The sequence below is a fragment of the Rothia sp. HSID18069 genome, from assembly GCF_003989155.1.
Classification (GTDB): domain Bacteria; phylum Actinomycetota; class Actinomycetes; order Actinomycetales; family Micrococcaceae; genus Rothia; species Rothia aeria.
This window is the reverse complement of sequence record NZ_RBMG01000002.1, coordinates 14,049-37,875: the sequence shown is the minus strand read 5'-3', so window position 1 is coordinate 37,875 and position 23,827 is coordinate 14,049. Positions and strand designations below refer to the sequence as shown.

20 protein-coding genes, 1 pseudogene and 1 riboswitch are annotated in these 23,827 nt (G+C 56.7%); of the genes and pseudogenes, 13 read left to right on the top strand and 8 right to left on the bottom strand.

Annotation, left to right across the window (positions count from 1 at the left end; genetic code table 11):
* Positions 1 to 46: 46 nt before the first annotated feature.
* The 6 genes from ligA (at position 47) to D8M41_RS05995 (ending at position 9,185) form a co-directional block, all read left to right on the top strand.
* Positions 47 to 2,236, top strand: coding sequence for an NAD-dependent DNA ligase LigA (ligA, locus tag D8M41_RS06020; protein WP_238693498.1), 2,190 nt, complete (start codon positions 47 to 49; stop codon positions 2,234 to 2,236).
* 739 nt (positions 2,237 to 2,975) lie between these two features.
* Positions 2,976 to 3,710: a LysM peptidoglycan-binding domain-containing protein gene (locus D8M41_RS06015; RefSeq protein WP_037232792.1), complete on the top strand. Its 735-nt coding sequence runs from the start codon at positions 2,976 to 2,978 to the stop codon at positions 3,708 to 3,710.
* 192 nt (positions 3,711 to 3,902) lie between these two features.
* Complete coding sequence (gene gatC / locus D8M41_RS06010; protein WP_006888268.1) at positions 3,903 to 4,199, top strand: Asp-tRNA(Asn)/Glu-tRNA(Gln) amidotransferase subunit GatC; 297 nt, start codon at positions 3,903 to 3,905, stop codon at positions 4,197 to 4,199.
* Positions 4,200 to 4,209: 10 nt separating this feature from the next.
* Positions 4,210 to 5,808: an Asp-tRNA(Asn)/Glu-tRNA(Gln) amidotransferase subunit GatA gene (gatA, locus tag D8M41_RS06005; RefSeq protein ID WP_126926596.1), complete on the top strand. Its 1,599-nt coding sequence runs from the start codon at positions 4,210 to 4,212 to the stop codon at positions 5,806 to 5,808.
* On the top strand, positions 5,808 to 7,313 hold the full coding sequence (gene gatB / locus D8M41_RS06000; RefSeq protein WP_126926595.1) for an Asp-tRNA(Asn)/Glu-tRNA(Gln) amidotransferase subunit GatB: 1,506 nt from the start codon (positions 5,808 to 5,810) through the stop codon (positions 7,311 to 7,313). Before gatA ends, gatB begins: the two co-directional genes overlap by 1 nt.
* Before the next feature lie 198 nt (positions 7,314 to 7,511).
* The gene (locus D8M41_RS05995; RefSeq protein WP_126926594.1) at positions 7,512 to 9,185 is read left to right on the top strand and encodes an ATP-binding cassette domain-containing protein; all 1,674 of its coding nucleotides are present in this window, start codon (positions 7,512 to 7,514) and stop codon (positions 9,183 to 9,185) included.
* Positions 9,186 to 9,433: 248 nt separating this feature from the next.
* Here D8M41_RS05995 and D8M41_RS05990 read toward each other — a convergent pair whose 3' ends face one another.
* The gene (locus D8M41_RS05990; protein ID WP_126926593.1) at positions 9,434 to 11,635 is read right to left on the bottom strand and encodes a S9 family peptidase; all 2,202 of its coding nucleotides are present in this window, start codon (positions 11,633 to 11,635) and stop codon (positions 9,434 to 9,436) included.
* Positions 11,636 to 11,781: 146 nt separating this feature from the next.
* Entirely contained in the window at positions 11,782 to 12,195 is a 414-nt protein-coding gene (locus D8M41_RS05985) for a VOC family protein (RefSeq protein ID WP_126926592.1), read from the bottom strand.
* Positions 12,196 to 12,305: 110 nt separating this feature from the next.
* Between D8M41_RS05985 and D8M41_RS05980 the strand changes: the two genes are divergently transcribed.
* From D8M41_RS05980 to D8M41_RS05970, 3 genes are all read left to right on the top strand, one after another.
* Positions 12,306 to 12,896: a TetR/AcrR family transcriptional regulator gene (locus D8M41_RS05980; protein ID WP_006888211.1), complete on the top strand. Its 591-nt coding sequence runs from the start codon at positions 12,306 to 12,308 to the stop codon at positions 12,894 to 12,896.
* A gap of 283 nt (positions 12,897 to 13,179) precedes the next feature.
* Entirely contained in the window at positions 13,180 to 13,926 is a 747-nt protein-coding gene (locus D8M41_RS05975) for an SDR family NAD(P)-dependent oxidoreductase (protein ID WP_238693483.1), read from the top strand.
* A 128-nt stretch (positions 13,927 to 14,054) separates the two neighbouring features.
* Positions 14,055 to 14,483 (top strand): hypothetical protein, encoded by a 429-nt coding sequence (locus D8M41_RS05970; RefSeq protein WP_023133871.1) that lies wholly within the window; start codon positions 14,055 to 14,057, stop codon positions 14,481 to 14,483.
* Positions 14,484 to 14,599: 116 nt separating this feature from the next.
* Here D8M41_RS05970 and D8M41_RS05965 read toward each other — a convergent pair whose 3' ends face one another.
* The 6 genes from D8M41_RS05965 to D8M41_RS05940 form a co-directional block, all read right to left on the bottom strand.
* A complete protein-coding gene (locus tag D8M41_RS05965) occupies positions 14,600 to 15,070 on the bottom strand; it encodes an SRPBCC domain-containing protein (RefSeq protein WP_126926590.1) in 471 nt (156 codons plus the stop codon).
* On the bottom strand, positions 15,067 to 15,387 hold the full coding sequence (locus D8M41_RS05960; protein WP_126926739.1) for an ArsR/SmtB family transcription factor: 321 nt from the start codon (positions 15,385 to 15,387) through the stop codon (positions 15,067 to 15,069). Before D8M41_RS05960 ends, D8M41_RS05965 begins: the two co-directional genes overlap by 4 nt.
* 142 nt (positions 15,388 to 15,529) lie before the next feature.
* On the bottom strand, positions 15,530 to 16,324 hold the full coding sequence (locus D8M41_RS05955; RefSeq protein ID WP_126926589.1) for an ABC transporter: 795 nt from the start codon (positions 16,322 to 16,324) through the stop codon (positions 15,530 to 15,532).
* Positions 16,325 to 16,333: 9 nt separating this feature from the next.
* On the bottom strand, positions 16,334 to 17,104 hold the full coding sequence (locus tag D8M41_RS05950; RefSeq protein ID WP_126926588.1) for a hypothetical protein: 771 nt from the start codon (positions 17,102 to 17,104) through the stop codon (positions 16,334 to 16,336).
* Entirely contained in the window at positions 17,101 to 18,102 is a 1,002-nt protein-coding gene (locus tag D8M41_RS05945; RefSeq protein ID WP_126926587.1) for an ABC transporter ATP-binding protein, read from the bottom strand. Before D8M41_RS05945 ends, D8M41_RS05950 begins: the two co-directional genes overlap by 4 nt.
* 398 nt (positions 18,103 to 18,500) lie before the next feature.
* Positions 18,501 to 19,709 carry an MFS transporter gene (locus D8M41_RS05940; RefSeq protein ID WP_202975994.1) on the bottom strand — a complete coding sequence of 403 codons (1,209 nt, stop codon included), beginning with the start codon at positions 19,707 to 19,709 and terminating at the stop codon, positions 18,501 to 18,503.
* 143 nt (positions 19,710 to 19,852) lie between these two features.
* Between D8M41_RS05940 and D8M41_RS05935 the strand changes: the two genes are divergently transcribed.
* The 4 genes and pseudogenes from D8M41_RS05935 to D8M41_RS05920 all read left to right on the top strand — a co-directional run.
* Positions 19,853 to 20,203 (top strand): ArsR/SmtB family transcription factor, encoded by a 351-nt coding sequence (locus D8M41_RS05935; protein WP_126926586.1) that lies wholly within the window; start codon positions 19,853 to 19,855, stop codon positions 20,201 to 20,203.
* A gap of 179 nt (positions 20,204 to 20,382) precedes the next feature.
* Positions 20,383 to 20,495, top strand: a riboswitch (SAM riboswitch).
* Between the two features lie 112 nt (positions 20,496 to 20,607).
* Complete coding sequence (locus D8M41_RS05930) at positions 20,608 to 21,954, top strand: bifunctional o-acetylhomoserine/o-acetylserine sulfhydrylase (RefSeq protein ID WP_126926585.1); 1,347 nt, start codon at positions 20,608 to 20,610, stop codon at positions 21,952 to 21,954.
* 91 nt (positions 21,955 to 22,045) lie between these two features.
* Positions 22,046 to 23,278, top strand: a complete 1,233-nt coding sequence (gene metX / locus D8M41_RS05925; protein WP_126926584.1) for a homoserine O-acetyltransferase MetX — start codon at positions 22,046 to 22,048, stop codon at positions 23,276 to 23,278.
* Between the two features lie 39 nt (positions 23,279 to 23,317).
* Positions 23,318 to 23,650 (top strand): annotated as a pseudogene (locus D8M41_RS05920) (TipAS antibiotic-recognition domain-containing protein); the annotation flags it as partial.
* Positions 23,651 to 23,827 lie beyond the last annotated feature (177 nt).

Below are 23,827 nucleotides of genomic sequence, written 5' to 3'. Positions count from 1 at the left end.
GAATCCAGCGGCTAGACTTGTTGGTGTGACTGAAAAAAACTCTTCCATTAGCCCAGAACCCGCGTCCGCTGAGGTGTCTCTCACCCCAGAAATCCGTGATGAGTATGCGCAGCTTATTGATGATGTGCGCGATGCCCGCCGCGCCTACTACACGGATGATGCCCCCACGATTTCTGATGCCGCGTACGATGCCCTCTACCGTCGTCTTGAAGAAGTTGAGGCGCTCTACCCCGAACTGGTGGCGAATGACTCTCCCACCCAGGAAGTGGGCGGGGAGGCATCCTCAGCGTTTGCACCGGTGACTCACCGCGCCCGCATGTACTCGCTGGAGGATGTGTTCTCAGACGAGGAACTGCGTGCCTGGCTCACAAAGGCGCAGGAAAACTCGCAAGCTATTTCGGGCAAGAACCCCACCTGGCTGACCGAGCTGAAAATTGATGGGCTTGCGGTGAACCTGCTGTACCGCAATGGTGCCCTAGTACGCGCAGCAACTCGCGGGGACGGCACCACGGGCGAGGACGTGACGCACAATGTGCGAACCATCGCCACCATCCCGCAGCGGCTTTCCGGGCAGAACCACCCCGAGGAGATCGAGATACGCGGAGAAGTGTTTATCTCGTCCGCCGATTTTAAAGCGCTGAACGAAAAGATTGTGGCTGAGGGCAAGAATCCGTTTGCGAACCCGCGTAATGCGGCGGCGGGCTCTTTGCGGCAGAAAGACGCGGCGGTTACCGCCCAGCGACCGCTGAGCATGTATGTGCACGGCATCGGGTCCTCCCAAGGGCTGGGGATTGAGACCCAGTCTGAGGTGTATGAGCTGCTTGCTTCGTGGGGGCTTCCAGTGAGCCCGTACACCGAGACCTTTACGGCAGTGGAGGATATTTTTGCCTATATTGAACGGTACGGGCAGCAGCGTCACTCACTGGTGCACGAGATTGACGGTATCGTCATTAAGATTAATGATTTCGCTACCCAGCGGCAGCTGGGGTACACCTCGCGTGTGCCGCGCTGGGCGGTGGCGTATAAATATCCGCCGGAAGAGGTAAATACTAAGCTGCTGGATATCCGGGTGGATGTGGGACGCACCGGCAGGGTTACCCCTTACGGTGTGATGGAACCTGTGCTCGTGTCAGGCTCAACCGTCGAGCACGCCACCTTACACAACCAGGATGTGGTGAAGGCTAAGGGGGTGCTCATTGGTGATACCGTGGTGCTGCGCAAAGCTGGCGATGTTATCCCCGAGATTGTGGGCCCGGTAGTGGCCTTACGCGACGGCAGCGAACGAGAGTTCGTGATGCCCACGCTCTGCCCTTCCTGCGGTTCACCTCTTGCCCCGGGTAAAGAGGGAGACGTGGATTTGCGGTGCACCAACCCGCAGTCTTGCCCGGCGCAGCTGACCGAGCGTATCTACTATGCTGCCTCCCGCGCGGCTTTTGATATTGAGGCGCTGGGGTTTGAGGCAGCTAAAGCACTTACCGCTCCCGCAGAGCCGGCGGAGCCGCCACTGCGCAGTGAGGCGTTCCTCTTCGACCTGACCGAAGAGGACCTGCGTGAGGTCAAGATTGAGCGGGAGAAAAAAGTGAAGGGGGTAGGAACCGGCAAAACTGAGCTGGTGCCTTACTTCTGGAGTAAAGGGACCGCGAAAAGGCCCTCCGCACCGACGAAGAACACCCGCAACCTGTTTGTTGAGCTTCAGAAAGCTAAGCAGCAGCCGCTGTGGCGTGTGCTTGTTGCCCTGTCGATCCGGCATGTGGGCCCCACAGCGGCACGCGCGCTTGCCACCGAGTTTGGGTCAATGGATGCGATCCGTGCGGCCGACCGCGACCGTCTAGCGGCCGTGGATGGTGTGGGCGGTACGATCGCCGACTCGATTATTAACTGGTTCGCGGTGGACTGGCACGCCGAAGTAGTGAACCGTTGGGCACAGGCCGGGGTGCGCATGCAGGACGAACGTGATGAGTCCATCGAACGCACCCTTGAGGGTGTGACTGTGGTGGTCACCGGAACACTGAATGATTTCACGCGCGATAGCGCTAAGGAGGCAATTATTGTTCGCGGCGGCCGTGCTTCAGGCTCTGTATCAAAGAAAACTCATTTTGTAGTCGCCGGAGCCTCGGCAGGCTCCAAGCTTGATAAGGCGGAATCGCTGGGGATTACTGTGCTTGATGAGGACGGGTTTAAGAAACTGCTAACGCAGGGCCCAAGTGCTTTTGAACCGGATACTGAACAATCGTAACGGCGGCGGTTAAGGCAGACGCCTCTTTATCGCGGTTGAGCCGTCGGGTACCTGTGCAGTGGATAGCTTGTGAGCTGTCATTGTGCGGGTCCCGGCGGCTTTATGCAGGTGCTAAAACGTCCCCATTAAATTGGTACGGTCCCCGAACGGTAAAACAGGGCAAAAATCCCCTTAAACTTAGGTAACCCATACCGTATTTTGCACTTAAAAACGTTAAAAACATGCTCAGGGCGAAGGGCCTTAAAAAATTTTTAAAAATTTTTTTGGCGGGTATATAAGAGGATAGGTGGGGTGCCCAGCAACGATTTAAAAGAAAAATCTTTCTATAGCACTTCCCTGCCATAGCAGTTCAAAACCCGGGGGCAGGGGAGAGGTAAATGTCTAATTGAAACGAGTAAATAAGAACCTGGGAGTTTGCTGAAAGAATCTGAAATGTTCGCTGAAAGCGCTCAGATCATCGTTCTGAGGTTGGCATCTTAAGGTTTCTCCGTTATCTTTGTTTATCAGAAAGATTCTTTTCGGGATACATTCCCGAACTGATGCTAGGTTCTACCGCACACCCCCATCGGGGAAATGCGTCCGACCCACAGGCCCATACGGGCATCCGGGCGCATGGAAACGATGGAACGCCATTCACGGGTAGGACCGCACAATGAGTAACCGACGTTAATCAAGGGTGAATGGCAACGCGTTAGAACTCCGGGGACGGAGTGAGCGTGGGTGGCCCTCTTGGAGCATTATGAAGAACACTTCCACCGTACGCCGTACCGCTGCCGCTCTTGCCGTTGGCGGTGCAGTTGCAGCAACCATGTCTGTTCCCGCAGCAAACGCAGCAGATTCCGCTACCTGGGACGCACTGGCACAGTGCGAGTCCGGTGGTAACTGGTCCATCAATACCGGTAACGGCTTCTACGGCGGTCTGCAGTTCACCCAGCAGTCCTGGAACGGTGTCGGCATGGCCGGCTCCCCCAACGGCGCTTCCCGTGAGCAGCAGATTCAGGCAGCAGAGCGTCTGCTCGCTGTCCAGGGTTGGGGCGCATGGCCCGCATGTTCGGCTAAGCTGGGCCTCTACGGCAAGGCTGGCGCATCCGCTACTGCACAGAACTACGAAGCACCCGCAGCTCAGAGCCAGGTAAACACCCAGGCACAGGCACAGGAGAGCTACACCGCTCCCGCTGCGCAGGCTCCGGCAACCCAGGCACCTGCTCAGCAGGCTCCCGCAGCACCCGCTGCTGCTGAGGCACCGGCTGCACAGGCTCCTGCCGCTCAGGCACCCGCAGCAACCTACACCGCTCCCGCAGCACCCGCTGCAGCAGCAGGTACCTACACCGTTCAGGCTGGCGACACCCTCTCGGGTATCGCAGCAGCATACGGTGTGCAGGGTGGCTACACCGCAATTGCTGCCGCTAACCCCGGCACCATTGTGAACGTAGACCTGATCTACCCCGGCCAGGTGCTGAACATCCCCGCATAAGGCAGGGACACTCAATAAGCTTCAGGGGCTAAGCCCCAAGCATTAAATTGGCTCTCATCTTCCCCTGTGGAAGGTGGGAGCCAATTTTTCTGCTGTAAACCCTCGCATAATGTGCCCGATTAAACACCTGCACCCCGCCGGGCTACACTACACTAGAGAAGAGAATAAACCCCAACCCCTATTTGGAGAACTATGTCTGCCATCACCTTTGAGCAGGTTAAGCACCTGGCTGAGCTGGCACGCATCGAAATGACCCACGACGAGCTCACGGCTATGGCTACGGAGCTCGATATTATCGTTAGTTCGGTGGAAAACCTCTCAGAGATCGTTACCTCTGACACCCCGGCAACCAGCCACCCCATCCCTCTGACAAACGTTTTCCGTGAAGACGTAGTGGGGGAAACCCTCACCCAAGAAGAGGCGCTCTCGGGCGCACCCGATGCGCAGGACGGCAAGTTCCGCGTGCCCGCAATCCTCGACGAAGACTAAGGGAAAATAAGTGAACGAACTGATTCAACTTACTGCCGCTGAAGCCGCCCAGAAGGTAGCCTCGGGCGAGATTAGCGCGGTAGAGCTCACGCAGGCACACTTGGACCGTATTGAAGCAACCGACGGTAAGGCCTTGAGCGATAACCGCGCGGACGGCAAAAGCGGCCTGAATGCTTTTCTGCACATTAACGCTGAGCAGGCGCTTGCCGAAGCAGCCGCCGTGGACGCGGACCGCTCGGCCGGTGAAACCCTCCCGCCGCTGGCTGGTGTGCCGATCGGCGTGAAAGACCTGATCGTGACCAAAGGACAGCCCACCACCGCAGCATCCCGTATGCTGGAAGGCTGGATGAGCCCCTACGACGGCACCGTAACCCGCAAGGTGCGCCAGGCGCGTATGCCAATTTTGGGTAAAACTAACCTAGATGAGTTCGCGATGGGCTCATCCAACGAGCACTCCGCGTTCGGTGTGGTGCGTAACCCTTGGGACCTCACCCGTGCCCCGGGCGGTTCTGGGGGCGGCTCAGCGGCCGCTGTGGCTTCTTATCAGGCACCCCTGGCGCTTGGTACTGACACGGGCGGTTCTATCCGTCAGCCAGCCTCCTTCACCGGCTCTGTAGGCATGAAACCGACGTACGGTTCGGTTTCCCGCTATGGTGTAATCGCCATGGCCTCGTCTCTAGACCAGGTGGGTCCCTGCGCCCGCACCGTACTCGACACCGCGATGCTTCACGAGGTTATCGCCGGGCATGACCCCATGGATTCCACGTCCTTGAACGAGCCTGTGGGAGCCTACGCTGATGCGGCACGTGCCGGGGCGAACCCCACCTCCCTCAAAGGGCTGCGTGTGGGCGTTATTAAAGAGCTGGGCGGCGGATCCGGTGAAGGGTTCCAGGACCGTGTGATTGGCAGCTTTACCGATTCGTTGCGGCTTCTGGAGGAGGCTGGCGCCGAAATCGTTGAGGTCTCCCTGCCCTCGGTGCGTGAGGCAATCAGCGCCTACTACCTGATCATGTCATCCGAAGTGTCTTCAAACTTGGCGAAGTACGACGGTGTGCGCTACGGCCTGCGTGTGGTGCCCGAAGACGGCCCCGTCACCATTGAACGCGTCATGGCGGCAACCCGTGAGGCCGGGTTCGGCGATGAGACCAAACGCCGTATTATTCTGGGAACCTACGCCCTATCAGCCGGTAACTACGATGCCTACTATGGGGCGGCTCTGCGGGTGCGCACCCTCATCCAGCGTGATTACGCTGCCGCATTCGAAAAATGCGATGTGCTAGTGTCCCCGACCTCCCCCTCTACCGCGTTTAGGCTGGGGGAGAAAACGAAATCCGACGACCCCATGGCAATGTACCTGGGTGATATTGCCACCGTCCCCGTGAACCTTGCGGGTGTTCCCGCTATTTCCCTACCCGCCGGACTTGACCACCAGGACGGGCTGCCCGTGGGTATACAGTTCACCGCTGCGGCTCGGCAGGATGCGCGCCTGTACGGAGTGGCTGCGGGCCTTGAGACGCTTCTGACCGAGAAGTGGGGCGCCCCGCTCTACACTCGTGTTCCCGACACCGAAACCCTGATCCGCGACTTTGACTTTGGGGGTACCAAGTAATGAGCGAAGAAATCCTCAGCTTCGAAGAAGCAATCGAAAAGTATGACCCGGTGCTCGGGTTCGAGGTGCACGTTGAACTGAACACCAAAACCAAAATGTTCGACGCCGCCCCGAATGAGTTTGGCGATGAACCCAACACGAATATTTCCCCCGTCTCGCTGGGGCTGCCGGGTGTGTTGCCGGTGGTGAATAAGGCAGCGGTCGAGTCAGGCATTAAACTGGGTCTGGCTCTGGGATGCGATATTGCGCCGCTGTCATATTTTGCCCGGAAGAACTACTTCTACCCGGACACCCCGAAGAACTTCCAAACCTCCCAGCATCGTGACCCCATTGCTGAGAACGGCAAGCTAGATGTTGAGCTGGAGGACGGCACCGTGTTCACCGTCGAGATTGAGCGCGCCCACATGGAGGAAGACGCCGGTAAGCTCACCCACGTGGGTGGTGCCGACGGGCGTATCCAGGGCGCGGCGTTCTCGCTGGTGGACTACAACCGTGCCGGTGTGCCGCTGATTGAGATTGTGACCCGCCCGATTGTGGGCGCGGGCGAGCGCGCCCCCGAGCTGGCACGCGCCTATGTTGCGGCGATCCGTGACATTGTGAAAAGCCTAGGCATTTCGGACGCTCGCATGGAACGCGGTAACGTGCGATGCGACGCGAACGTGTCTCTCATGCCTAAGGGAGCCGAGAAATTCGGTATCCGCTCGGAGACGAAGAACGTGAACTCCCTGCGCTCGGTAGAGCGTGCAGTGCGGTACGAGATTCGCCGCCACGCCGCTATTTTGGAGCGTGGCGAGAAGGTGCTGCAGGAGACCCGCCACTGGCATGAGGATACTCGCGAAACCTCATCGGGCCGCCCCAAGTCGGATGCTGACGACTACCGGTATTTCCCGGAGCCCGACCTGGTTCCGATCGTGACGAATACCGAGTGGATTGAGAAGCTACGCGCAAGCCTACCTGAGCCTCCTGCGGAGCGCCGCCGCCGCTTGAAGAACGAGTGGGGGTACTCGGATGAAGAGTTCCGTGACGTGGTCAACGCTGGCGCTCTTGACGTTATTGAGCAGACTATTGCCGCAGGGGCGAGCGCATCCGCTGCCCGCAAGTGGTGGATGGGCGAGATTGCCCGCCAGGCCAAGCAGGCCGAGGTTGAGCTGACCGCACTGGGTATTGAACCTGTAACCGTGGTGGAGCTTGAGACCCTGATCGCCGAGGGCAAGATTAACGACAAGATTGCGCGTAAGGTACTGGAGTACGTGCTCGCTGGCGAAGGTAAGCCTGCCGAGATCGTTGAGGCTCGCGGTCTTGCCGTGGTTTCTGACGACGGTGCGCTCACCGCCGCCGTTGAGGAGGCTTTGGCGGCCATGCCGGATGTTGCCGATAAGATTCGCGCCGGTAAGGTTCAGGCGGCCGGTGCGATCGTTGGCCAGGTGATGAAAGCTACCCGGGGCCAGGCGGATGCGGCTCGCGTGCGTGAGCTTATTCTGCAGGCCTGCGGCGTGGAAGGCTAAAACCGATCCAACCCAGATAAGGCTCTCTGTTTGAGGACTAAAAAGGCTCTTTATGTGAATCAAGCGTTTGAAACTCCGCTGTATTCACATAAAGAGCCTTTTTATGTTGCAGCATGGGGCAATAGCAGATATGCGGTGCGTTTAACCCTACGGTAAAGTAGTGATGAACAACATAGTGGGTGAGTGAGAGGAACACCAATGAAGGTTATGCGCAGCCTAAGACCCGGAACCCTTGTCATGCTTACAGCGTTGACCCTTATCTTGTCGGTCAGTTCGGTTCTTGAGAGCGTCATCATCAAATACTTGACTGATGCGGTCACATCTTATGACCGCATCCTCTTTGCGTGGATGCTTGCGGCTGTCCCCACATATCTTGTTGTTGACGCATTTCTCCATTATGTACGCCAGTACCGTGCCGCTCTTGCCGGGGTGCAGATTCAGAATAATCTGCGTGCAGAACTGTTCCGCCGCATCGGGCTTTCTCCCGTAGCGCGGCTGACGGGCAGGAGCTCCGAATACTATTTTTCGCAGTTCACGAGTCAGCTTGAAAGCATTAAAACCAACTATATTGACGTTATTTTCTGGGGCGGGTACCTCACCGCGCAGCTTATCTTCGCCATTGTGGCTGCTTTTATTCTGAACCCGTTCATGGCGTGCGCCGTTCTTGCGCTGAGCCTGCCGGTGGGGTTGATGCCGGTGCTGACTCGAAAACGTATTGGTGCCGTGACAAAAACTTATGCCTCTCAGACCGACGCGTTGAACGAGGTCAGCGGTGATGCGCTCCGCAGCGCTTTGGGGTGGAAGATCCTGGGCGCATACTCATTCGTGGCTAAACGCTTTTCTGAAGAATTGAGTGAATGGTACGTGGCGGCGCGGAGCTATCAGCGCACACAGGAGCGTGTAGAAGCCGTCAATAGTATGTTCACGAAACTTCTGTATTTGGGGACGTGGCTTGCCGGTGGGGCGTTGGTGCTCTCGGGGTTATCGAGCGTAGGCGAGGTGGTCGCTTTTGCCCAGTTGACCGGTATGATCTGTATGCCGCTGTTTATGTCTACAGGTTTGCTGACCCAGTATTATGCAGGTCGTGAGATTATTCACAAGATCGACGCGGAAGTACCCGCTGCGGAAGATGACCGACCGGGCGAGCCTCTCACACTGGACGCATTTACCTATCGTGACGTCAAGCCGCTGGGCGAAAAGTCGGCGGGGTATGGTGTGAGTTTCATGTTTGAGACGGGTAAAAAGTATCTGGTGATTGGCGCATCCGGCTCGGGCAAATCTACGCTTTTCAAACCTCTTTTTGGAAATCACCCCGAATACAGCGGAACTATTGAGGTGTACGAATCGGCGCAAGTGCGCGATCTGCGTGAGATTGCCGAACAGGATATGCACGCTTCCTTGGGTCTGCTTGCGCAGGACAGCCATCTGCTGCACGATAGCCTGCGCGAAAATATTCGCCTGTACGATCCGTCGGTGCCGGATGTGCAGATTCTCAGGGCTTGTGAGCGCGCAGGTCTGGGCGAGTGGGTTTCCGCGAGGGGTCTTGATTATATGCTGAGCGACGATTTGAGGTCGCTTTCCGGCGGGGAGAAACAGCGTATCTTGCTTGCGCGTATGCTCCTGCACGAACGCTCTTTCTATATTGTGGATGAGCTTACCACTGGGTTGGACCACGCTACGGCGGGACGGGTTGAGCGTGCTCTTTTCGAGAGCATGGAAGGGTTTGTTTACATTACGCACCGTACGGTTCCCGAGGTTTTGGCGGCGGTCGATGAGGTGCTTGTGATGGAAGACGGCGAGCTTGTAGCCTCCGGAACCTGGGATGATGTGCACGCGGCCGCCCTAGAACGCGGGCTTGTGGGGCATCCCTAGTGCTAGCCAATTGCTAAAAAGGCTCTTTATTCGAATAAAGCGTATTATTCGCCGCTTTATTCGAATAAAGAGCCTTTTTTTGTGCCCCGAGGAAGAGGACACATCGGAAGGGTATACCCGCTTATTTGGTAATCCCTAGGTGTGTGAGGATGAAGGCGTAATCCCACGCCATCTCACGCCAGCGGGCTGGAGCATGCAGATTCCGAGCGCGCGAGGTACCAAATCTGCATGCGGAAGGGTATACCCGCTTATTCGGTAATCCCTAGGTGTGTGAGGATGAAGGCGTAGTCCCACGCCATCTCACGCCAGCGGGTATACCGCCCGGAGCCGCCTCCATGTCCGCCGGTCATATCGATCTTCAGCAGCGGGGTGGGGGATGACGGGTCGATGGTTTCGCGCAGTTTCGCAACCCATTTGGCGGGCTCCACATAGAACACGCGCGTATCGTGCAGGCTGGTCACCGCCGCGATAGCGGGGTAGCGCACGGGGTGGATGTTCTCGTAGGGGGTGTAAGACTTCATATACTCGTACACTTCCTTATCTTCAATGGGATTGCCCCATTCTTCCCATTCCAAAGCAGAAAGCGGCAGGTCAGGGTCAAGGATGGTGGTGAGCGCATCCACGAAGGGAACCTGGGCAATTGAGACCGCATATTTCTCAGGAGCCAGGTTCAGCACGGCACCCATGAGCAGCCCGCCCGCGGAACCACCGTAGCAGGCGATACGCGCAGGATCCGCCCACGGCTTGGTCGCAAGGTAATCGGTGACATCCACAAAATCAGTGAATGAGTTCTTCTTGTGAAGCTTCTTGCCGTTGAGGTACCAGGTGCGCCCCATCTCGCCACCACCGCGAATATGCGCAATCACGTACACCACTCCGCGGTCCAGAATCGACAGTGTGGGGATGGAGAACATGGGGTCCATCGAAATTTCGTAGGATCCGTAAGCGTACTGAAGCACCGGATGCGGCTGCGTCAGGTCAAGATCGGCACGGTGAATCACCGAAATAGGGATGAGGGTTCCATCGGCGGCGGGTGCCCAGTCACGGTAGGCACGATAATCCTCACGCTGATAACCGCCAAGCACCGGGGTCTCACGGCGCAGAAGCAGGGTCTGCGACATGGGGAAGTAATCGTATACGCGGCGTGGAGTTAGGAATGAGGTGTAGGCGATACGGATAACCGGGGAATAGTTCTCGGCACGCAGCACGCCAGCGGTGTACAGTTCCTCATCGAACCCGGCAGGCTCCATGAACGTGATGCCTGCGGGCTTCTTGCGGCGCCACTGCACGGGCAACTGCTCCCGCGGGGCAAGGAACAGGCGCGTGGTCGTATCCGCGCGGGCGGTCACCACCAGGTGGGTCGCAGAGAGCGTGAACCCTTCAAGACGAACATTTTCGCTGTGACGAATCACCGGAACCCAACGCTTCGAATACTCCTCTAAAGATTCGCCGTCCTGCGGCATATCGGCGAGCACCAGCTCCGAGTTCAGCGCCTTATAGTCGTGCTGAATCAACAGATGGGTTTCACCGGCAATCGTGATCGGCTCCGCCTGGTACTCAATGCGCGCATCCCTCGGAATAATCACGCGCGGCGTGCTCTTCGGCTCGGCAATAGGCACCAGGCTAACCTCGGTAAACTCGGAGTTGCCGCTAGAGAGTACAATGGATGAACGGTCGGCGCTCATCGCAGAGCCCAGCCACATGGTGGGGTCAGTTTCCTCATAGATCAGGTGGTCTTCGGTACCCGCCCCAATATCGTGCACATACACACGGTAGGGCCGCCACGAATCGTCCGGCACCGTGTACACAAGCTGCTGCGCATGGTTAATGAAGAACGACCCACCGCTAATATTCGGGATGGTATCAGGCAGGAACTCGCCCGTTTCCAGGTTAAGGAAACGCTGCTCGTAACGTTCGTCGCCTTTCTCATCAACCGAAATGCTCAGGAGCTTACCGTTACGCGAAGGCTGGAACACACCGAGTGCGAAGAACTCCATGTCTTTGGCGTACTCGTTACAGTCAAGCACCACCGATTCGCCCTCCAGCGGCTCGCCGGGCTTAATAACCGGGGGAGTGTAGCGCACCACCTCGTCGCCCTCATGCAGGGCAGGGTAACGGTAGAAAATCGGGTACTGACCGCCGGGAACCATGCGGCTGTAATACCACCAATCACCGATGCGATTCGGAACCGTCAAATCCGTCAGCAGGGTACGGGACTTAATCTCCTCAAAGATGCGCTCGCGTAGCGGCTGCTGATCCGCTGTGACGGCGGCGGTGTAGTCTGCCTCCGCGTTCAGGTAGTCGAGAACTTCCTGATTTTCTTTATCGCGCATCCACTCGTAATGGTCGATAAAAGTGTCGCCGTGATACTCACGAATATGCTCAACTTTTTTAGGGATGGGAACGAGGGGAACTTCTTCTGCCGGTGTGGTGTTCGATGCGTCGCTCATGGGGCTCTTTTCTCGTAATAGTCCTGGATAAATATGCTTGCTATCTAGTGTAAGCGAGGCAGCGCACATATCGCCCTAGAAATCTCCGAATTGAGGTAGCCCGCATGTCGCGGCTGTCTCAGTATGTGTGGCTGATTTCTTTGAGATTAGGGGAGCATATATTTATCCCAGTATCCTGCGGCAGGTTCGATCTGTTCGACAATATCTACCCATAATCCTGAAGGCTCCGAAAACCCAAAACGGCGCTGCCCATACGGCTCATCGGTTAGAGGATAGGTTATGTCGAGTCCTTGAGTTTTGAGATCGTTATAGGTGGCGGTGGCGTCTTGAACTTCAAGCTCAAGACACATCCCAATTCCAGTGAAAGTTTCTGAGCCGGGAGGCGCAGAAGGATGATCGGGCGTCATGAACGCGATAGATGTGGCTCCGTCTTGAGAAGCAAGAAGAGTAAACCACGAGCTGTCAAAGATAATCTGGAAGTCAAAATAAGACGTCCAGAAGTCTCGGGAAGAGTCTTTCACGGGGGTAACGATGAGGGGGTAGCGGTCGATGAAATTCATGTATTCCTCCTACATATACGGGTAATTAGGATCCAAAAAGTTTCACATACTCTGAGTATGTTAAAAATATCTGGCATACTTTGGGTATGTCAAAATACAAGGGGAGAACTGTGGAAGGACAGCGTGCCGCCCAGCGTGAAGCTACTGTCTCAGCGCTTGTAACCGAGGCTCGCCAAAGGTTTGCTCGTGATGGCTATACCAGCGTGCGGATAGACGATATCGTCTCTTCACTTGGTATCACTAAAGGGGCTCTATATCATCATTTCAAAAATAAGAAAGACCTCTTCCGTGCTGTTGTCTGTGAGGTGCAGCAGGATGTAGGGCGTCAGATTGAAGATGCGGCTCGGTCGTGCGCCACCCCTTGGGAAGAGTTAGTAGAGGGCAGCAAAACTTTTATTCTTGCATCAATAGAACCAAATGTGCGGCGGATCATGCTAGTAGATGCGCCTGCCGTTCTGGGGTGGCATGAATGGCGGGCGCTCGATGAATCGTCTTCAATGGTGCTCTTGGCTGACATCCTCAAGACCCTTATGGAACAGGAAATTATTGCAAAGCAGCCGGTGGAGCCTCTTTCACATCTGCTTTCTGGCGCGATGAATGAGGCAGCGCTGTGGCTGGCCGAAACCGACTCCCCAGATGCTTTAGAAGACACGATGAAAACCTTAACGAGGCTTCTTGAATCGCTACGGATTTCAGCTTGAAAGTGTCCTGCGTGATCGTTCTGCTAGATCGCGTCAGTTGATCTGAAAGAGCAGATTTGTGCAGCAGTATGATGGTGCGATTCACTATTCAGTCTGCCGCAGCAGGCGAGCCCCGTGGAGCCAATGCCTGCGCTGGACATAGAAATCTGCAGCGGCTTATCTGTCGATGCCATTCTGGGGATGTGTGCAGTGCCCCTTGATAGACAGCTCAACTTTCGTTTCACTATGCTGAAAGGTGATGCTGAACTTTCAGCGTCTTTCACAGCTCATACAAGGAGGAAAAATGGCACAGATTGCTCTCGTCACCGGCGCAAGCCGCGGTATTGGTAAAGCCACCGCGGTTCGACTAGCGCAGCTGGGGTATCACGTGATTGCACAGCACCGCGCGGAGAACCCGGACTTCAGCGAGGTAGAGGCTGCCGCATCCGAGCACGGAGTAAAAGTAACACCCGTACGGGCTGATTTCTCAGACCCGCAGTCCGTTTCTGCCCTCTTAACTCACGTGAAGGATGTGCTGGGTGGGGATACCCTCGACGTCGCTGTGCTCAACGCAGGTGTTGGCACGCAGGGAACCTTCCAGGAACTCAACGGAGAGGCTCTGCGTAATCTGCTGCAGATCAATACGGTTGCCCCCTACGAACTTGCTGCCGGGCTGGTGCCGCTTATGAGCGCACCGGGCGGGCGTTATATTTTCACCGGGTCGGTGCTGACTCGCTACGCGTTCCCTGCCATGACGGGCTACGGCATGAGTAAGATTGCACTGGAGTACCTGGTGCGTAATATGGCGGTTGAGCTTGGACCTCAGGGGATTACGGTGAACCTTGTAGCGCCTGGCGTGGTCGATACCGATATTAACGCCGCCTGGCTGCGCGATAATGCGGAGGCAGCCGAATTCGTGAAATCCGGCAATGCGATGAAGAAGGTTACCCAGCCTGAGGATGTCGCAGAAGTAATTGGTCTGCTGACTCAGAACGCATCGCAAACAATTACCGGGCAGATTATTGACGTCTCGATGGGCGATAAGCTCTAAATCCTGACGCCCGCGAGCAGGTAGGATTTGACCGAGCAGGTAGAAAAATCCTACCTGCTCGTACCAAAAACCACCTGTTCGCGGCAAAACTTTATGGTGTGAGAAGCACACATCTTGAGGAGTCACACATGTACGACTTTAAACGCGAGGGTTTTCCCGGTTTTCCTCTAGGGCAGAAGATTGAATTCTACGGGCAGAAACTCCCGGAGCCGAGGATGGTAGTTACCGATCTGCCGGGCACAGACAGGAGCATCCGTACACTTCATAGTCGTCTCGCTCTTGAAGGCTCAGAACATAGTAGTATCGCATGCCAACTTGGAGAAGACGACCTTGTTTCTCTGATTGAAATTTCATGGGCTGATGGCGATGAATTCTCTTTTGAGGGGCTGCCTCTGGCTGGGCTTTCTGCCGAAGAACTCGTGGCTCAGCTGAGAGAACGGGGCATAGCGGCAGAGGTTGGTTCCGTGACGGTGGAACTGCCGGAATTTAATATTTCTTTCTTCTTTTTCGAGGATGTTCCCCGCACGATCTCCTGGCAGACGCCTGAGGCTTTCTAGCATCTCTCAGTACTTTTGCGTATTCAGTTGTGCGCGGTGTCTGTACCCTCCCGAGCAGGTAGAAAAATCCTGCCTGCTGGTACCAAAAACCACCTGTTCGCGGGTTATGACGGGTTTTATTCGCCAGTTTCCAGAACTCGTTTGATGCCCGCCAGTACAAACGACCAGCCGCGAGGTGAGTCCACATTCTGCGCCGTAACGGGAGAGTCTTCTAGGTGGTCATGGGTGACCGTGAGTTTTGTGGCACCATCCGTCCACGGCTCAAGCTGCCAGGTAACGCGGCTTGCCGGTTCGTGTGCCGCATCGGGAAGATAAAGCGAGCGCCACTCTACGACGAGAAGTCGCGGTGGGTCAGATTCCAGAATCGCGCCGTCTCCCCAAACTTCCTTCCCATCTGGGGAAAGGTAGCGCAGGCGACCCGGCTCGTTCTCGGTGATTTCAACTCGTGAGCCAAAGAAATACTGGGAGGTGAATTCGGGCTGGGTAATTGCCTCCCACACGCGCTGCGGCGGGGTGTTTTGAATAATTACCGAGCTGATGATCCTCTGGGGACGTGGGGGAGTGCTTGGGTTGTCGGCGGCGCTCATGATTCTTCCTCCTCTAAATTCTTCTGCAGGTCAAGAAGTGCTGAACTTTGGTGGGCGGTGTATTTATCGATCCAACGGTCATGAATACGGCGAATCGGCACAGCGTTGAGGTAGTGGAGCTTTTGGCGGCCTGAGCGCTGTGTGATCACAAGGTTTGCTTCTTCGAGGATGCGCAAATGCTTGGCCACTCCGAAGCGAGTCATTCCCAGACCTTCTTCAAGCTGTCCCTGGGTGAGGCCCCCAACGGCGTAGAGCTTATCGAGCAGCTTTCTGCGGGTGGGGTCTGCGAGAGCTTTGAAAACTGCATCATCCTCCATAACACGAGAATATGTGACTATATAGTCACCTGTCAAGGGTGGGGTTATTCCGGGTGCACACAAGCAGCGGATTTTTGGTCGAGAAGGTGATTTTCTCACCTTCTCGACCAAAAATCCGCTGCTCGCGGGAGATATAAGACTTTCAGAGCAGGTTCGTGCGTGCACCCGAGCGGATGCGTCGCGCAGCGGCATGCACTAGGACAAGCCCCGCGAGTGCCCAAAGTACGCAGACTAACACCTCAGTCACGACTGTTGAAACCACCACTTCAGAAGAGCCTCCCACTAGGGCAACTGTCCGCCCGCCGGGAACCAACGTACACAATGCCGCCAGCCACGCCGGGTATGCATCTACCGGCACGATCACGCCCGCACTGATAGGCAGAAGCGCTCCTAAGATAGTTCCTCCCAGGTATGGGTCCGAGAGATACAACCCCAGCCCAGCGGCGAAAACACCCAAACATACGCCCGCCATGAGAGCCAGAGGTAAGAGCGTCACAGAACGCACAAGCATGGACAGGCTGCCTTCAAGGGAACCACCGAAACCGGCATAGGCAGCTGCAACACCCAGGTTCGTGATGCCAGTGATCAGAGCTAAAAGCACGGGCATTGCAGAGACTCCCAGCCAATAAGCCGCATCAAACCGTCGAGCGGTGCACACCTGCTCGAACACTCCCAGCCAGCGGTCGGTCGCCGCGCGTGCCACAACGCCGGACGCCACGCCGAGTACCACGCTTGCTAGGGCAGAGGTGCATGCGATCCGCACCGGATCAGGTGCGGAAAGATCGCGTCCTAGTAGAACGCTGAACAGCACGCTCAGTCCCGGCACGATCACGAGGGTGCTGAGTGCCGTACCGACCGTGGCGAAGGTGATGGATGAAGACCATCCAACCTTGGAGGTACTGTTCAGACGATAGAGAAAGTTCGTTCGTTTAAACATCGCAGCCTCCTAGATTGCACCTAGAGTGCCATGCACCGTTGCCGCGCGCAGCGCTCGCCTGCCCAACAGATACCCCGCGAGCATCCAGAGGGCTGTGACCACACAGGTTTGCAGTACAACGCCCAGAAAATCACCGAACGAGTTCACAGGCATCTGCCCAAGCAGAACCTTCACGGGTGCCTGAATCGGAATCAGCGTGCCGAGCGCATCAAGCCAGACAGGCGCGGAACTCTCGGTAAAAAGCACCCCGGAAGCCACGAAAACCGGCACGAGCAGCAGCTCCTCATAGGCGATAGCATTAGGGGTCGCCACAAAGAACCCTGCAATCACGAAGGTCACCGCCAGACACGAGATCCACAGCAGCGGAAGACCCACCAGATAGCGTGCACCCACCTGAGTAAAGTCCGTGAAATCTACCGAGAAGGTGCACAGCGCCCAGAAAACCCAGGCCAATGGCAGGGCGGCAAGCCCAAAAATGGAGGCAGTTGAGACCACCGCTGCGAGCGCACGCAGCGGGTTCACGGCACCATTGAGCAGATACACGAACGTTCCCCGGTAGCGCTCAAAATTGAGGATCCCGGCGGCAACAATGCACATGTTCCAGGTACCGATAATGCCTGCGCGAGTCCAGGCGAGGGTCGCATCAACTGGCCAGGCGCCAGCAGCGAGCGCCTGCAGGGATGTTGCTCCAAAGGTACTCAGCAGCAGTAACTGCAGGAAGTAGGGAACTGTGAGGAATTGGCGCAGGGAAAAAGATATCAAGCGAAGTTGCCGGTTCATCGTTTCAGTCCTTCCGCCATGGCCAGGTATGCCTCTTCGAGAGTGGCTGGGCGAGTATACAGTGGTGTGAGCATCTGAACCTCACGCTCAGCGAGAATACGGGTCAACAGGGCCTCGGTGTGTTCGGTACTGAAAGGGCGCGGCCCTTCTGAAACAGAACGTTCATTCCAGTACACGATGATCTCCCACTCGCTGCCGCGCGGGGTCAGCAACAGTGTTCCCGCATCGCCCAAAGACCGGGCAAGTTCTTGAAGCACCGCCCTGGCATTCGCACCCACACGCCCCACGGTGGTAGCGGAGATCCCGGCGTGCGCGGTAATATCCGCCACTGTGCCCGAAACCGCTACACGACCGGCCCCGATGACCGTGACCCGATGCGCTAACTCCTCAATCTCGCCCAGCAGATGGCTCGTGAGTAAAATAGCGGTGCCGTCATCAGCGAGGGAGCGAATTAGCTGGCGTATCGTCAGCGAAATATCTGGGTCAAGCCCGTTCGTCGGCTCATCCAAAAGCAGCAGTTTCGGCTCGCCCAGCAGTGCTCGCGCGATGTGCAGACGTTGTTTCATACCGCGGGAAAACTCCTGTACCTTTTTCGCGACGACATCTGCAAGATCGACCCGTTCCAAAGCGCTCGCCACCTGGGTACGGCGTTTGCGCGCGCTAACCCCGGCAAGGTCAGCGAAGAAGAGAAGATTATCGCGGGCGGATGCTCGCGGATAGAACCCGGTATCCCCGCCGAGCGCAAGCCCTAGGGACGCGCGCGCACGCTGGGGGTGCGCAAGTGCATCCACCCCGTCAATGCGCACGGTACCGCTCGTGGGAGTCAACAGTGTTGCGCACATCTGTACAATTGTTGTTTTTCCCGCCCCATTGGGACCGAGCAGAGCATGAATTTCGCCGGAGCTTATACTGAACGAAACATTATCGACAGCGGTGAAAGCGTGTTCACCCTTGCCAAAGGTGCGGCATAGCTGTGCCGCGTCAAGAATTGTAGACATTGTGATAAAACCTTGCGGTGCTTATTCACCCGAAGCCGCTTGAGCATGGTGTTCGCACGCCTGCAATACGTGGGACGGGTGAGATGAATAGTCGTGAGAGAGGCACTACGTAGTGCCTGAATAATCCCAAGTCACCGACTGCGGATGCGGAAGGTATAACAATGAAACCCTCAGAACTTTGGTGTTCAAGGTGCTCACTATGCGCTCCTGGAATGTATCGAACCAAAGCAGGGTTATTTCTGAAATTTTTAGAGCCCACCATCTGGGCGGGCATTCCGCGAGCCGGTGCGACTTTAGCGGGAGGTCATACCTCATCACTCCTAGATTCAAGGTTTCCATCAGTGTAGCATGGCTCACGGAATGCTGTGATTAAGTTTTTGAGTTTATTTCACGAGGTTCTAAATCTCCTGGTGGTTTTTTGATCGGAACGCCCCACCAAGTGCATAGACACCAAGAGAAATTGCGATTGCACATGCACTCATGACGGCTATACCGCTATACCCCGGAAACTGCGTAAGTAATGTACCGCCGACGGCACCGCTGATAGTTGTTCCAGCGTACATTGCCGTGTTTGAGAGGGATGATACAGTACCGCGAGCTATAGCGGTATGGCTTTGTAGCTCTCCCATGAGGACGGGGAGCATAATTCCTCCGAGAAAAAGTGCAAGTGTAAAAATACCTAAAGCAGTCCAGAAATTAGCTGTCAATGACACTGAGAGATACACAATACTGAGTGCAATAAGCCCCACGAGCATAGTCTTTTGCATACCTATATATGCGACGATTCGTGACCCTGTGAGGGAGCCTAGAGCGTTGCCGCATCCGATTACAAGCATGGCGAAACCGATGGTTGTCTGCGATGCCCCAAAGTCTCGCGCGAACCATGAACCTATGAAAGATAGAGATGCGAATACTCCTGTCTGGAAAATCAGGTACGCCAGGAGGGATAGCAAAAGTGAAGGGGCTTTTAAAACGTGCAGGTAGGGAGTCAGAAAATTTCCATCTTGCGCCGCAGTCACAGGGGGAATGCTGGGAAAACGTGAATAGAGTATACCCAAGAGAAGAAGAGACGCTGCGGCGATTGCAAAAAATGGTATCTGCCATCCATAAGTGGAGAGGAATGAACCTACAGGAATACCTGCGATTTGGGCTATGGCAAGTCCAGCCGTTGCATACCCCATAGTTTTAATAATGGCTTGTTTCGGCACTGTCATGGGGATTGATGCCCAAATCTGCGGTGAGATCAAAGAAGCGAACACTCCCGCAAGAAACCGGGCGGTAAAGAGAGACCAAAACCCCCATGCTAAACCGCATAAGCCTGTAAAAAGCGTAAAGCCGATGGAACCGGTAAGAATAATGCGCCTGCGATCAATGCGGTCTGATAATGGGCCTGCAATGAGTGCGAAAACTGCATACCCTAAAGCGTATGCAGAGACGAACCATCCTGATTGTTCTGTGCTGGTATTGAACTCTTTGCTGAGTAGTGGCAGCAGAGGGGCAGTGAGCAGAGTATCTGTGCCGATGACAAAGAGAGTGTTGAATGAGACAAGCCGCATAGTTGCCTCAGAAGTCTTAGGTAGCTGATGTGATGTACTGCGAGAATCCAAGGCGTGCCTCCCTAGCATTATTTCTATGTTCGTCGAAATTAGAATAAATCTGCATTATGCTAAAGGGCAAGCTCAAGAGGTAATATTCTGTCACAGAGTCCGCAGGCTCAATATGTTACGGGAAGCACCCGGAAAGGCTGGTTATGGGTAAGGAACGGCTGCATCACCCCACCCCTGATGACGTGACGTTGGATCGTGTCCTTGGTGCATTGTCAGACCCCATTCGACGAGATGTTCTCGCACACATTGCAGACCACGGGCCACAGTTCTGCGGTGATTTTGACTATGGAATCGCCAAATCTACGATGTCTTATCATTTCAAAGTGCTCCGAGAATCGGGGCTCATGCACACCGAAGTGCTGGGAACGCACCGTAAAATTACCCGCCGAGACAGCGTGATTGAGAGTCTTTTCCCCGGTCTTTTACACTCTGTTGGACTGCCACCGGGTCAAGGTCAATGGGATGAATCTGCTGCGAATACTACGGGTGCCTGAGTTCGGTCACTCCCCGAGCGAAGACAAAATTTTATGGTGCGGCAGAAGAGCTCAGACGAAGCAGACTTCTTAGTCGAGACAGGGATGGAAACAATTCACAAAACGTCATCTTTGCAACAATGCGCCGAAAACGTGCATCCTGCTTGACCGCGCGCGCCTCCTGTGAAACTCTAGATGCAGGTCATGAGAGCCAGTGATAAGCCCCAGCTAGCTGGCCGGCAACCCTCCTCCGCGGTGGGGTGCCCTGGGTGAGGACCAGGCGTTACACACAAGTGCAGCGCAAGCGCGGGACCGATGTGCCCGATATCCGGTACATCGTTTTTTCGTTTGCAGAGAAGAAAACACAAGAACTCTGTACCGAAATCGGCATGCGGCCCCATAGTTACAAAACCTAGGAGCCTCGCATGAGCAACAACACCGTCCCGACTCCCGCCAACCCCGCCGGTTGGAAATTTGAGACCCGCCAGATTCACGCGGGGCAGGCACCGGATGCCGCAACGGGAGCTCGGGCGTTACCCATCTACCAAACCACCTCGTTCGTTTTTGAGAACGCGGAACAGGCCGCTAACCGTTTTGCCCTCGCCGAGCTCGGACCTATTTACACCCGCCTGAATAACCCCACCCAAGAGGTGATCGAAAACCGCATCGCATCCCTTGAAGGGGGAGTAGGGGCGCTGCTGGTGGCCTCAGGGCAGTCAGCTATCACCTACGCAATTCTGAACATTGCTGGCGCGGGCGACCACATTGTTGCCTCCCCGTCGATCTACGGGGGAACCTATAACCTCCTTAAATACACGCTCGCTGACCTAGGCGTTGAAACCACGTTTGTTGATAACCCGGACGACCTGCAGCAGTGGCGTGAGGCGGTGCGCCCCAATACCAAGCTCTTCTTCGGTGAAACCGTCCCCAACCCCCGTAACGATGTGCTCGACATTGAGCCTATCGCCCAGATTGCGCACGAGGCAGGTGTGCCGCTGATCGTCGATAACACCGTACCCACCCCGTACCTGGTGCGTCCCATCGAATTCGGCGCGGACGTGGTGGTGCACTCCGCCACGAAATACCTGGGCGGGCACGGCACCTCCATCGGCGGCGTTATCGTAGACTCCGGGAATTTCGACTACGGGGCAGATCCCAAAAAATTCCCCAAATTCAACGAGCCAGCACCCGGCTACCACGGCCTAGTCTACGCACGTGATTTGGGTAAAGACTCCGCTTTTGGCGCGAACCTCTCCTATATTCTCAAGGCACGAGTCTCCCTACTGCGTGATATTGGGGCTGCGATTTCTCCCACTAACGCCTTCAATATTGGTATCGGGCTGGAGACCCTTTCGCTGCGCATCGAACGCCATATTGAGAACACCGCCAAGGTCGCGAACTGGCTGGAGGAACACCCGCTGGTTGACCGAGTAATATGGGCTGGTCTGCCTTCCTCACCCTGGTACGAGCGAGCCCAGAAATACCTGCCGAAGGGGCCGGGTGCCGTTGTGGGATTCACCCTCAAAGACGCAGACCTGGAACAGACCCGCACCTTTGTGGACGCCCTGCAGCTGCACTCCAACGTTGCGAATATCGGTGATGTGCGCTCGCTCGTTATTCACCCCGCGTCCACCACCCACTCGCAGCTTTCCGAGGAAGAACTAGAGGCAATCGGTGTGAGTAAAAACTTTGTGCGCCTCGCCGTAGGGATCGAGAATATTGACGATATTATTGCAGACCTAGAATTGGGCTTTGCAACCCTGCAACAGTAGATACGGCGCAAGCCCCGCCCCGTGAACCAGCCGGGGCGGGGCGAACCCCGCTGCACCCACCGGCGCCCCGCCCGCAACGCTAAGGAGAACCATGACCGGCACCCCCGAGACCGCCCAGGGTATCCTGCGCCACCACAGCATTGGTGATTTGCGCCTAGAGAACGGCATCACCCTGCCGGAGGTGCGCATCAGCTACGAAACCTGGGGCACCCTCAACGAAGACGGCGACAACGCCATCCTGATCCTGCACGCCCTCACCGGGGACACTCACGTCTCCCGCGGGAGCGCCCCCGAAGGCACCCCCGCCGATGTGGCCGCCGAAATTGAACGTGACGGCTGGTGGGAAGGCATCGTTGGCCCCGGCGCCGTGGTAGACACCAACAAATACTATGTGGTCGCCCCCAATATCCTCGGCGGATGCTACGGCTCAACCGGGCCTGCCAGCCTCATCCCTGCCGGGTACCCCGGTGAAGGGCAACCGTGGGGCGGAGCGTTCCCACAGGTGAGCATCCGCGACTCGGTGCACGCCGAGGCGCGACTAGCTCAAACCCTGGGAATCACCAGTTTCCGTTACGTGATTGGCGGCTCACTCGGCGGGGCCCGCGCCCTCGAATGGGCAGCCACCTACCCGCACCTGGTGCGCGGATGCGCAGTGATCGCCTCCGGGCCAGCCGCCACCGCCGAACAGATCGCGTGGGCGCACACCCAGAACGTGGCTATCCGATCCGACGCTAATTTCGCCTCAGGCGACTACTACGACGGGCCCGCGCCCACGGCAGGGCTGGCGCTTGCGCGGCGTATCGCCCACACCACCTACCGCAGCCCCGCAGAACTGGAGCATCGTTTTGGGCGCAGCGAAAACCCCCATGAAACTGTTACCGGCGGCACGCTCGGGGCCCCACGCGGCCGGTACGCCGTCGAAAGCTACCTAGACCACCACGGGGATAAGCTCATAGAACGTTTCGACGCCAACAGCTACCTTGCCGTGAATGAGGCGCTTATCTCCCACGATGTTGCGCGCGGGCGCGGGTGCCTCACCCACGCGCTGGCGTTCAGCAACTGCGAGTGGACCATTGCCGCTGTAGACTCCGACCGGCTGTTTTTCCCGCATGAGGCGCAGCTGCTGGCCGATTCCCTCCCCGTACCGGCTGAGGTTCAAATCATTGAATCCGAGCATGGGCACGACGGGTTCCTGATTGAGGCGGCGCAGGTAGAACGTATTCTCGCGCACGCCTTGGGAGAGAAACCGCAGAGCACCCCGGCCAACCTGAGCGCTATAGGCGATAAAGAGCCGCTACCTGCAGCCAGCTCGCTCGTCCTCTAGCTACCCTGTAAACGGCACGTATCGGCCGACACCTCAAGGCGCCGCACCGACTCCATGAGCCGCGCCGACTGGGCAGCCGCCAAACAGAACCTTGACGATGTTGAACACGCGCTCGTTGAGGCGTTCACCCAAGGGGTGAAGCCCGGCAGTGCAGAGGCGAACGCGCTGGCTGACTGGCACCGGGCCTCCCTGTTTTACTTCGACGTCACCCCAGCAAAACATGTGATTCTGGCGCGCGGCTATGTTGAGGATGCGCGTTTCACTGAGCACTACGAGAAACTGGCTGAAGGGCTGGCCCCGTGGCTGCGGGACATTATTACCGAGAACGCCCGAGCTTACGGGGTGAACCCTGAAACCGTTACCTGGGGGTAGCGTCTGGGGAAGCTGCAGCACCCACACACGCTCAGCAGAGCCTCAGCGCTCACACACAAAGTTATTGTGCGCAGAAAGTGACTTTTCGGCACGGAAGACAGCACGTGCTTTCGGCTGGAAAGTCACTTTTGCGCGCCCAATGACGTAAACCCGCAGGAGGCGACATCGGTAATATGG

What these genes read in the sequence shown, in the direction of transcription:
- D8M41_RS06015 (WP_037232792.1), top strand. Translation starts at nt 2,976, where the DNA reads ATGAAGAACACTTCCACCGTACGCCGTACCGCTGCCGCTCTTGCCGTT.
- gatC (WP_006888268.1), top strand. Translation starts at nt 3,903, where the DNA reads ATGTCTGCCATCACCTTTGAGCAGGTTAAGCACCTGGCTGAGCTGGCA.
- gatB (WP_126926595.1), top strand. Translation starts at nt 5,808, where the DNA reads ATGAGCGAAGAAATCCTCAGCTTCGAAGAAGCAATCGAAAAGTATGAC.
- D8M41_RS05995 (WP_126926594.1), top strand. Translation starts at nt 7,512, where the DNA reads ATGAAGGTTATGCGCAGCCTAAGACCCGGAACCCTTGTCATGCTTACA.
- D8M41_RS05990 (WP_126926593.1), bottom strand. Translation starts at nt 11,635, where the DNA reads ATGAGCGACGCATCGAACACCACACCGGCAGAAGAAGTTCCCCTCGTT.
- D8M41_RS05985 (WP_126926592.1), bottom strand. Translation starts at nt 12,195, where the DNA reads ATGAATTTCATCGACCGCTACCCCCTCATCGTTACCCCCGTGAAAGAC.
- D8M41_RS05975 (WP_238693483.1), top strand. Translation starts at nt 13,180, where the DNA reads ATGGCACAGATTGCTCTCGTCACCGGCGCAAGCCGCGGTATTGGTAAA.
- D8M41_RS05970 (WP_023133871.1), top strand. Translation starts at nt 14,055, where the DNA reads ATGTACGACTTTAAACGCGAGGGTTTTCCCGGTTTTCCTCTAGGGCAG.
- D8M41_RS05965 (WP_126926590.1), bottom strand. Translation starts at nt 15,070, where the DNA reads ATGAGCGCCGCCGACAACCCAAGCACTCCCCCACGTCCCCAGAGGATC.
- D8M41_RS05960 (WP_126926739.1), bottom strand. Translation starts at nt 15,387, where the DNA reads ATGGAGGATGATGCAGTTTTCAAAGCTCTCGCAGACCCCACCCGCAGA.
- D8M41_RS05955 (WP_126926589.1), bottom strand. Translation starts at nt 16,324, where the DNA reads ATGTTTAAACGAACGAACTTTCTCTATCGTCTGAACAGTACCTCCAAG.
- D8M41_RS05950 (WP_126926588.1), bottom strand. Translation starts at nt 17,104, where the DNA reads ATGAACCGGCAACTTCGCTTGATATCTTTTTCCCTGCGCCAATTCCTC.
- D8M41_RS05945 (WP_126926587.1), bottom strand. Translation starts at nt 18,102, where the DNA reads ATGTCTACAATTCTTGACGCGGCACAGCTATGCCGCACCTTTGGCAAG.
- D8M41_RS05935 (WP_126926586.1), top strand. Translation starts at nt 19,853, where the DNA reads ATGGGTAAGGAACGGCTGCATCACCCCACCCCTGATGACGTGACGTTG.
- D8M41_RS05930 (WP_126926585.1), top strand. Translation starts at nt 20,608, where the DNA reads ATGAGCAACAACACCGTCCCGACTCCCGCCAACCCCGCCGGTTGGAAA.
- metX (WP_126926584.1), top strand. Translation starts at nt 22,046, where the DNA reads ATGACCGGCACCCCCGAGACCGCCCAGGGTATCCTGCGCCACCACAGC.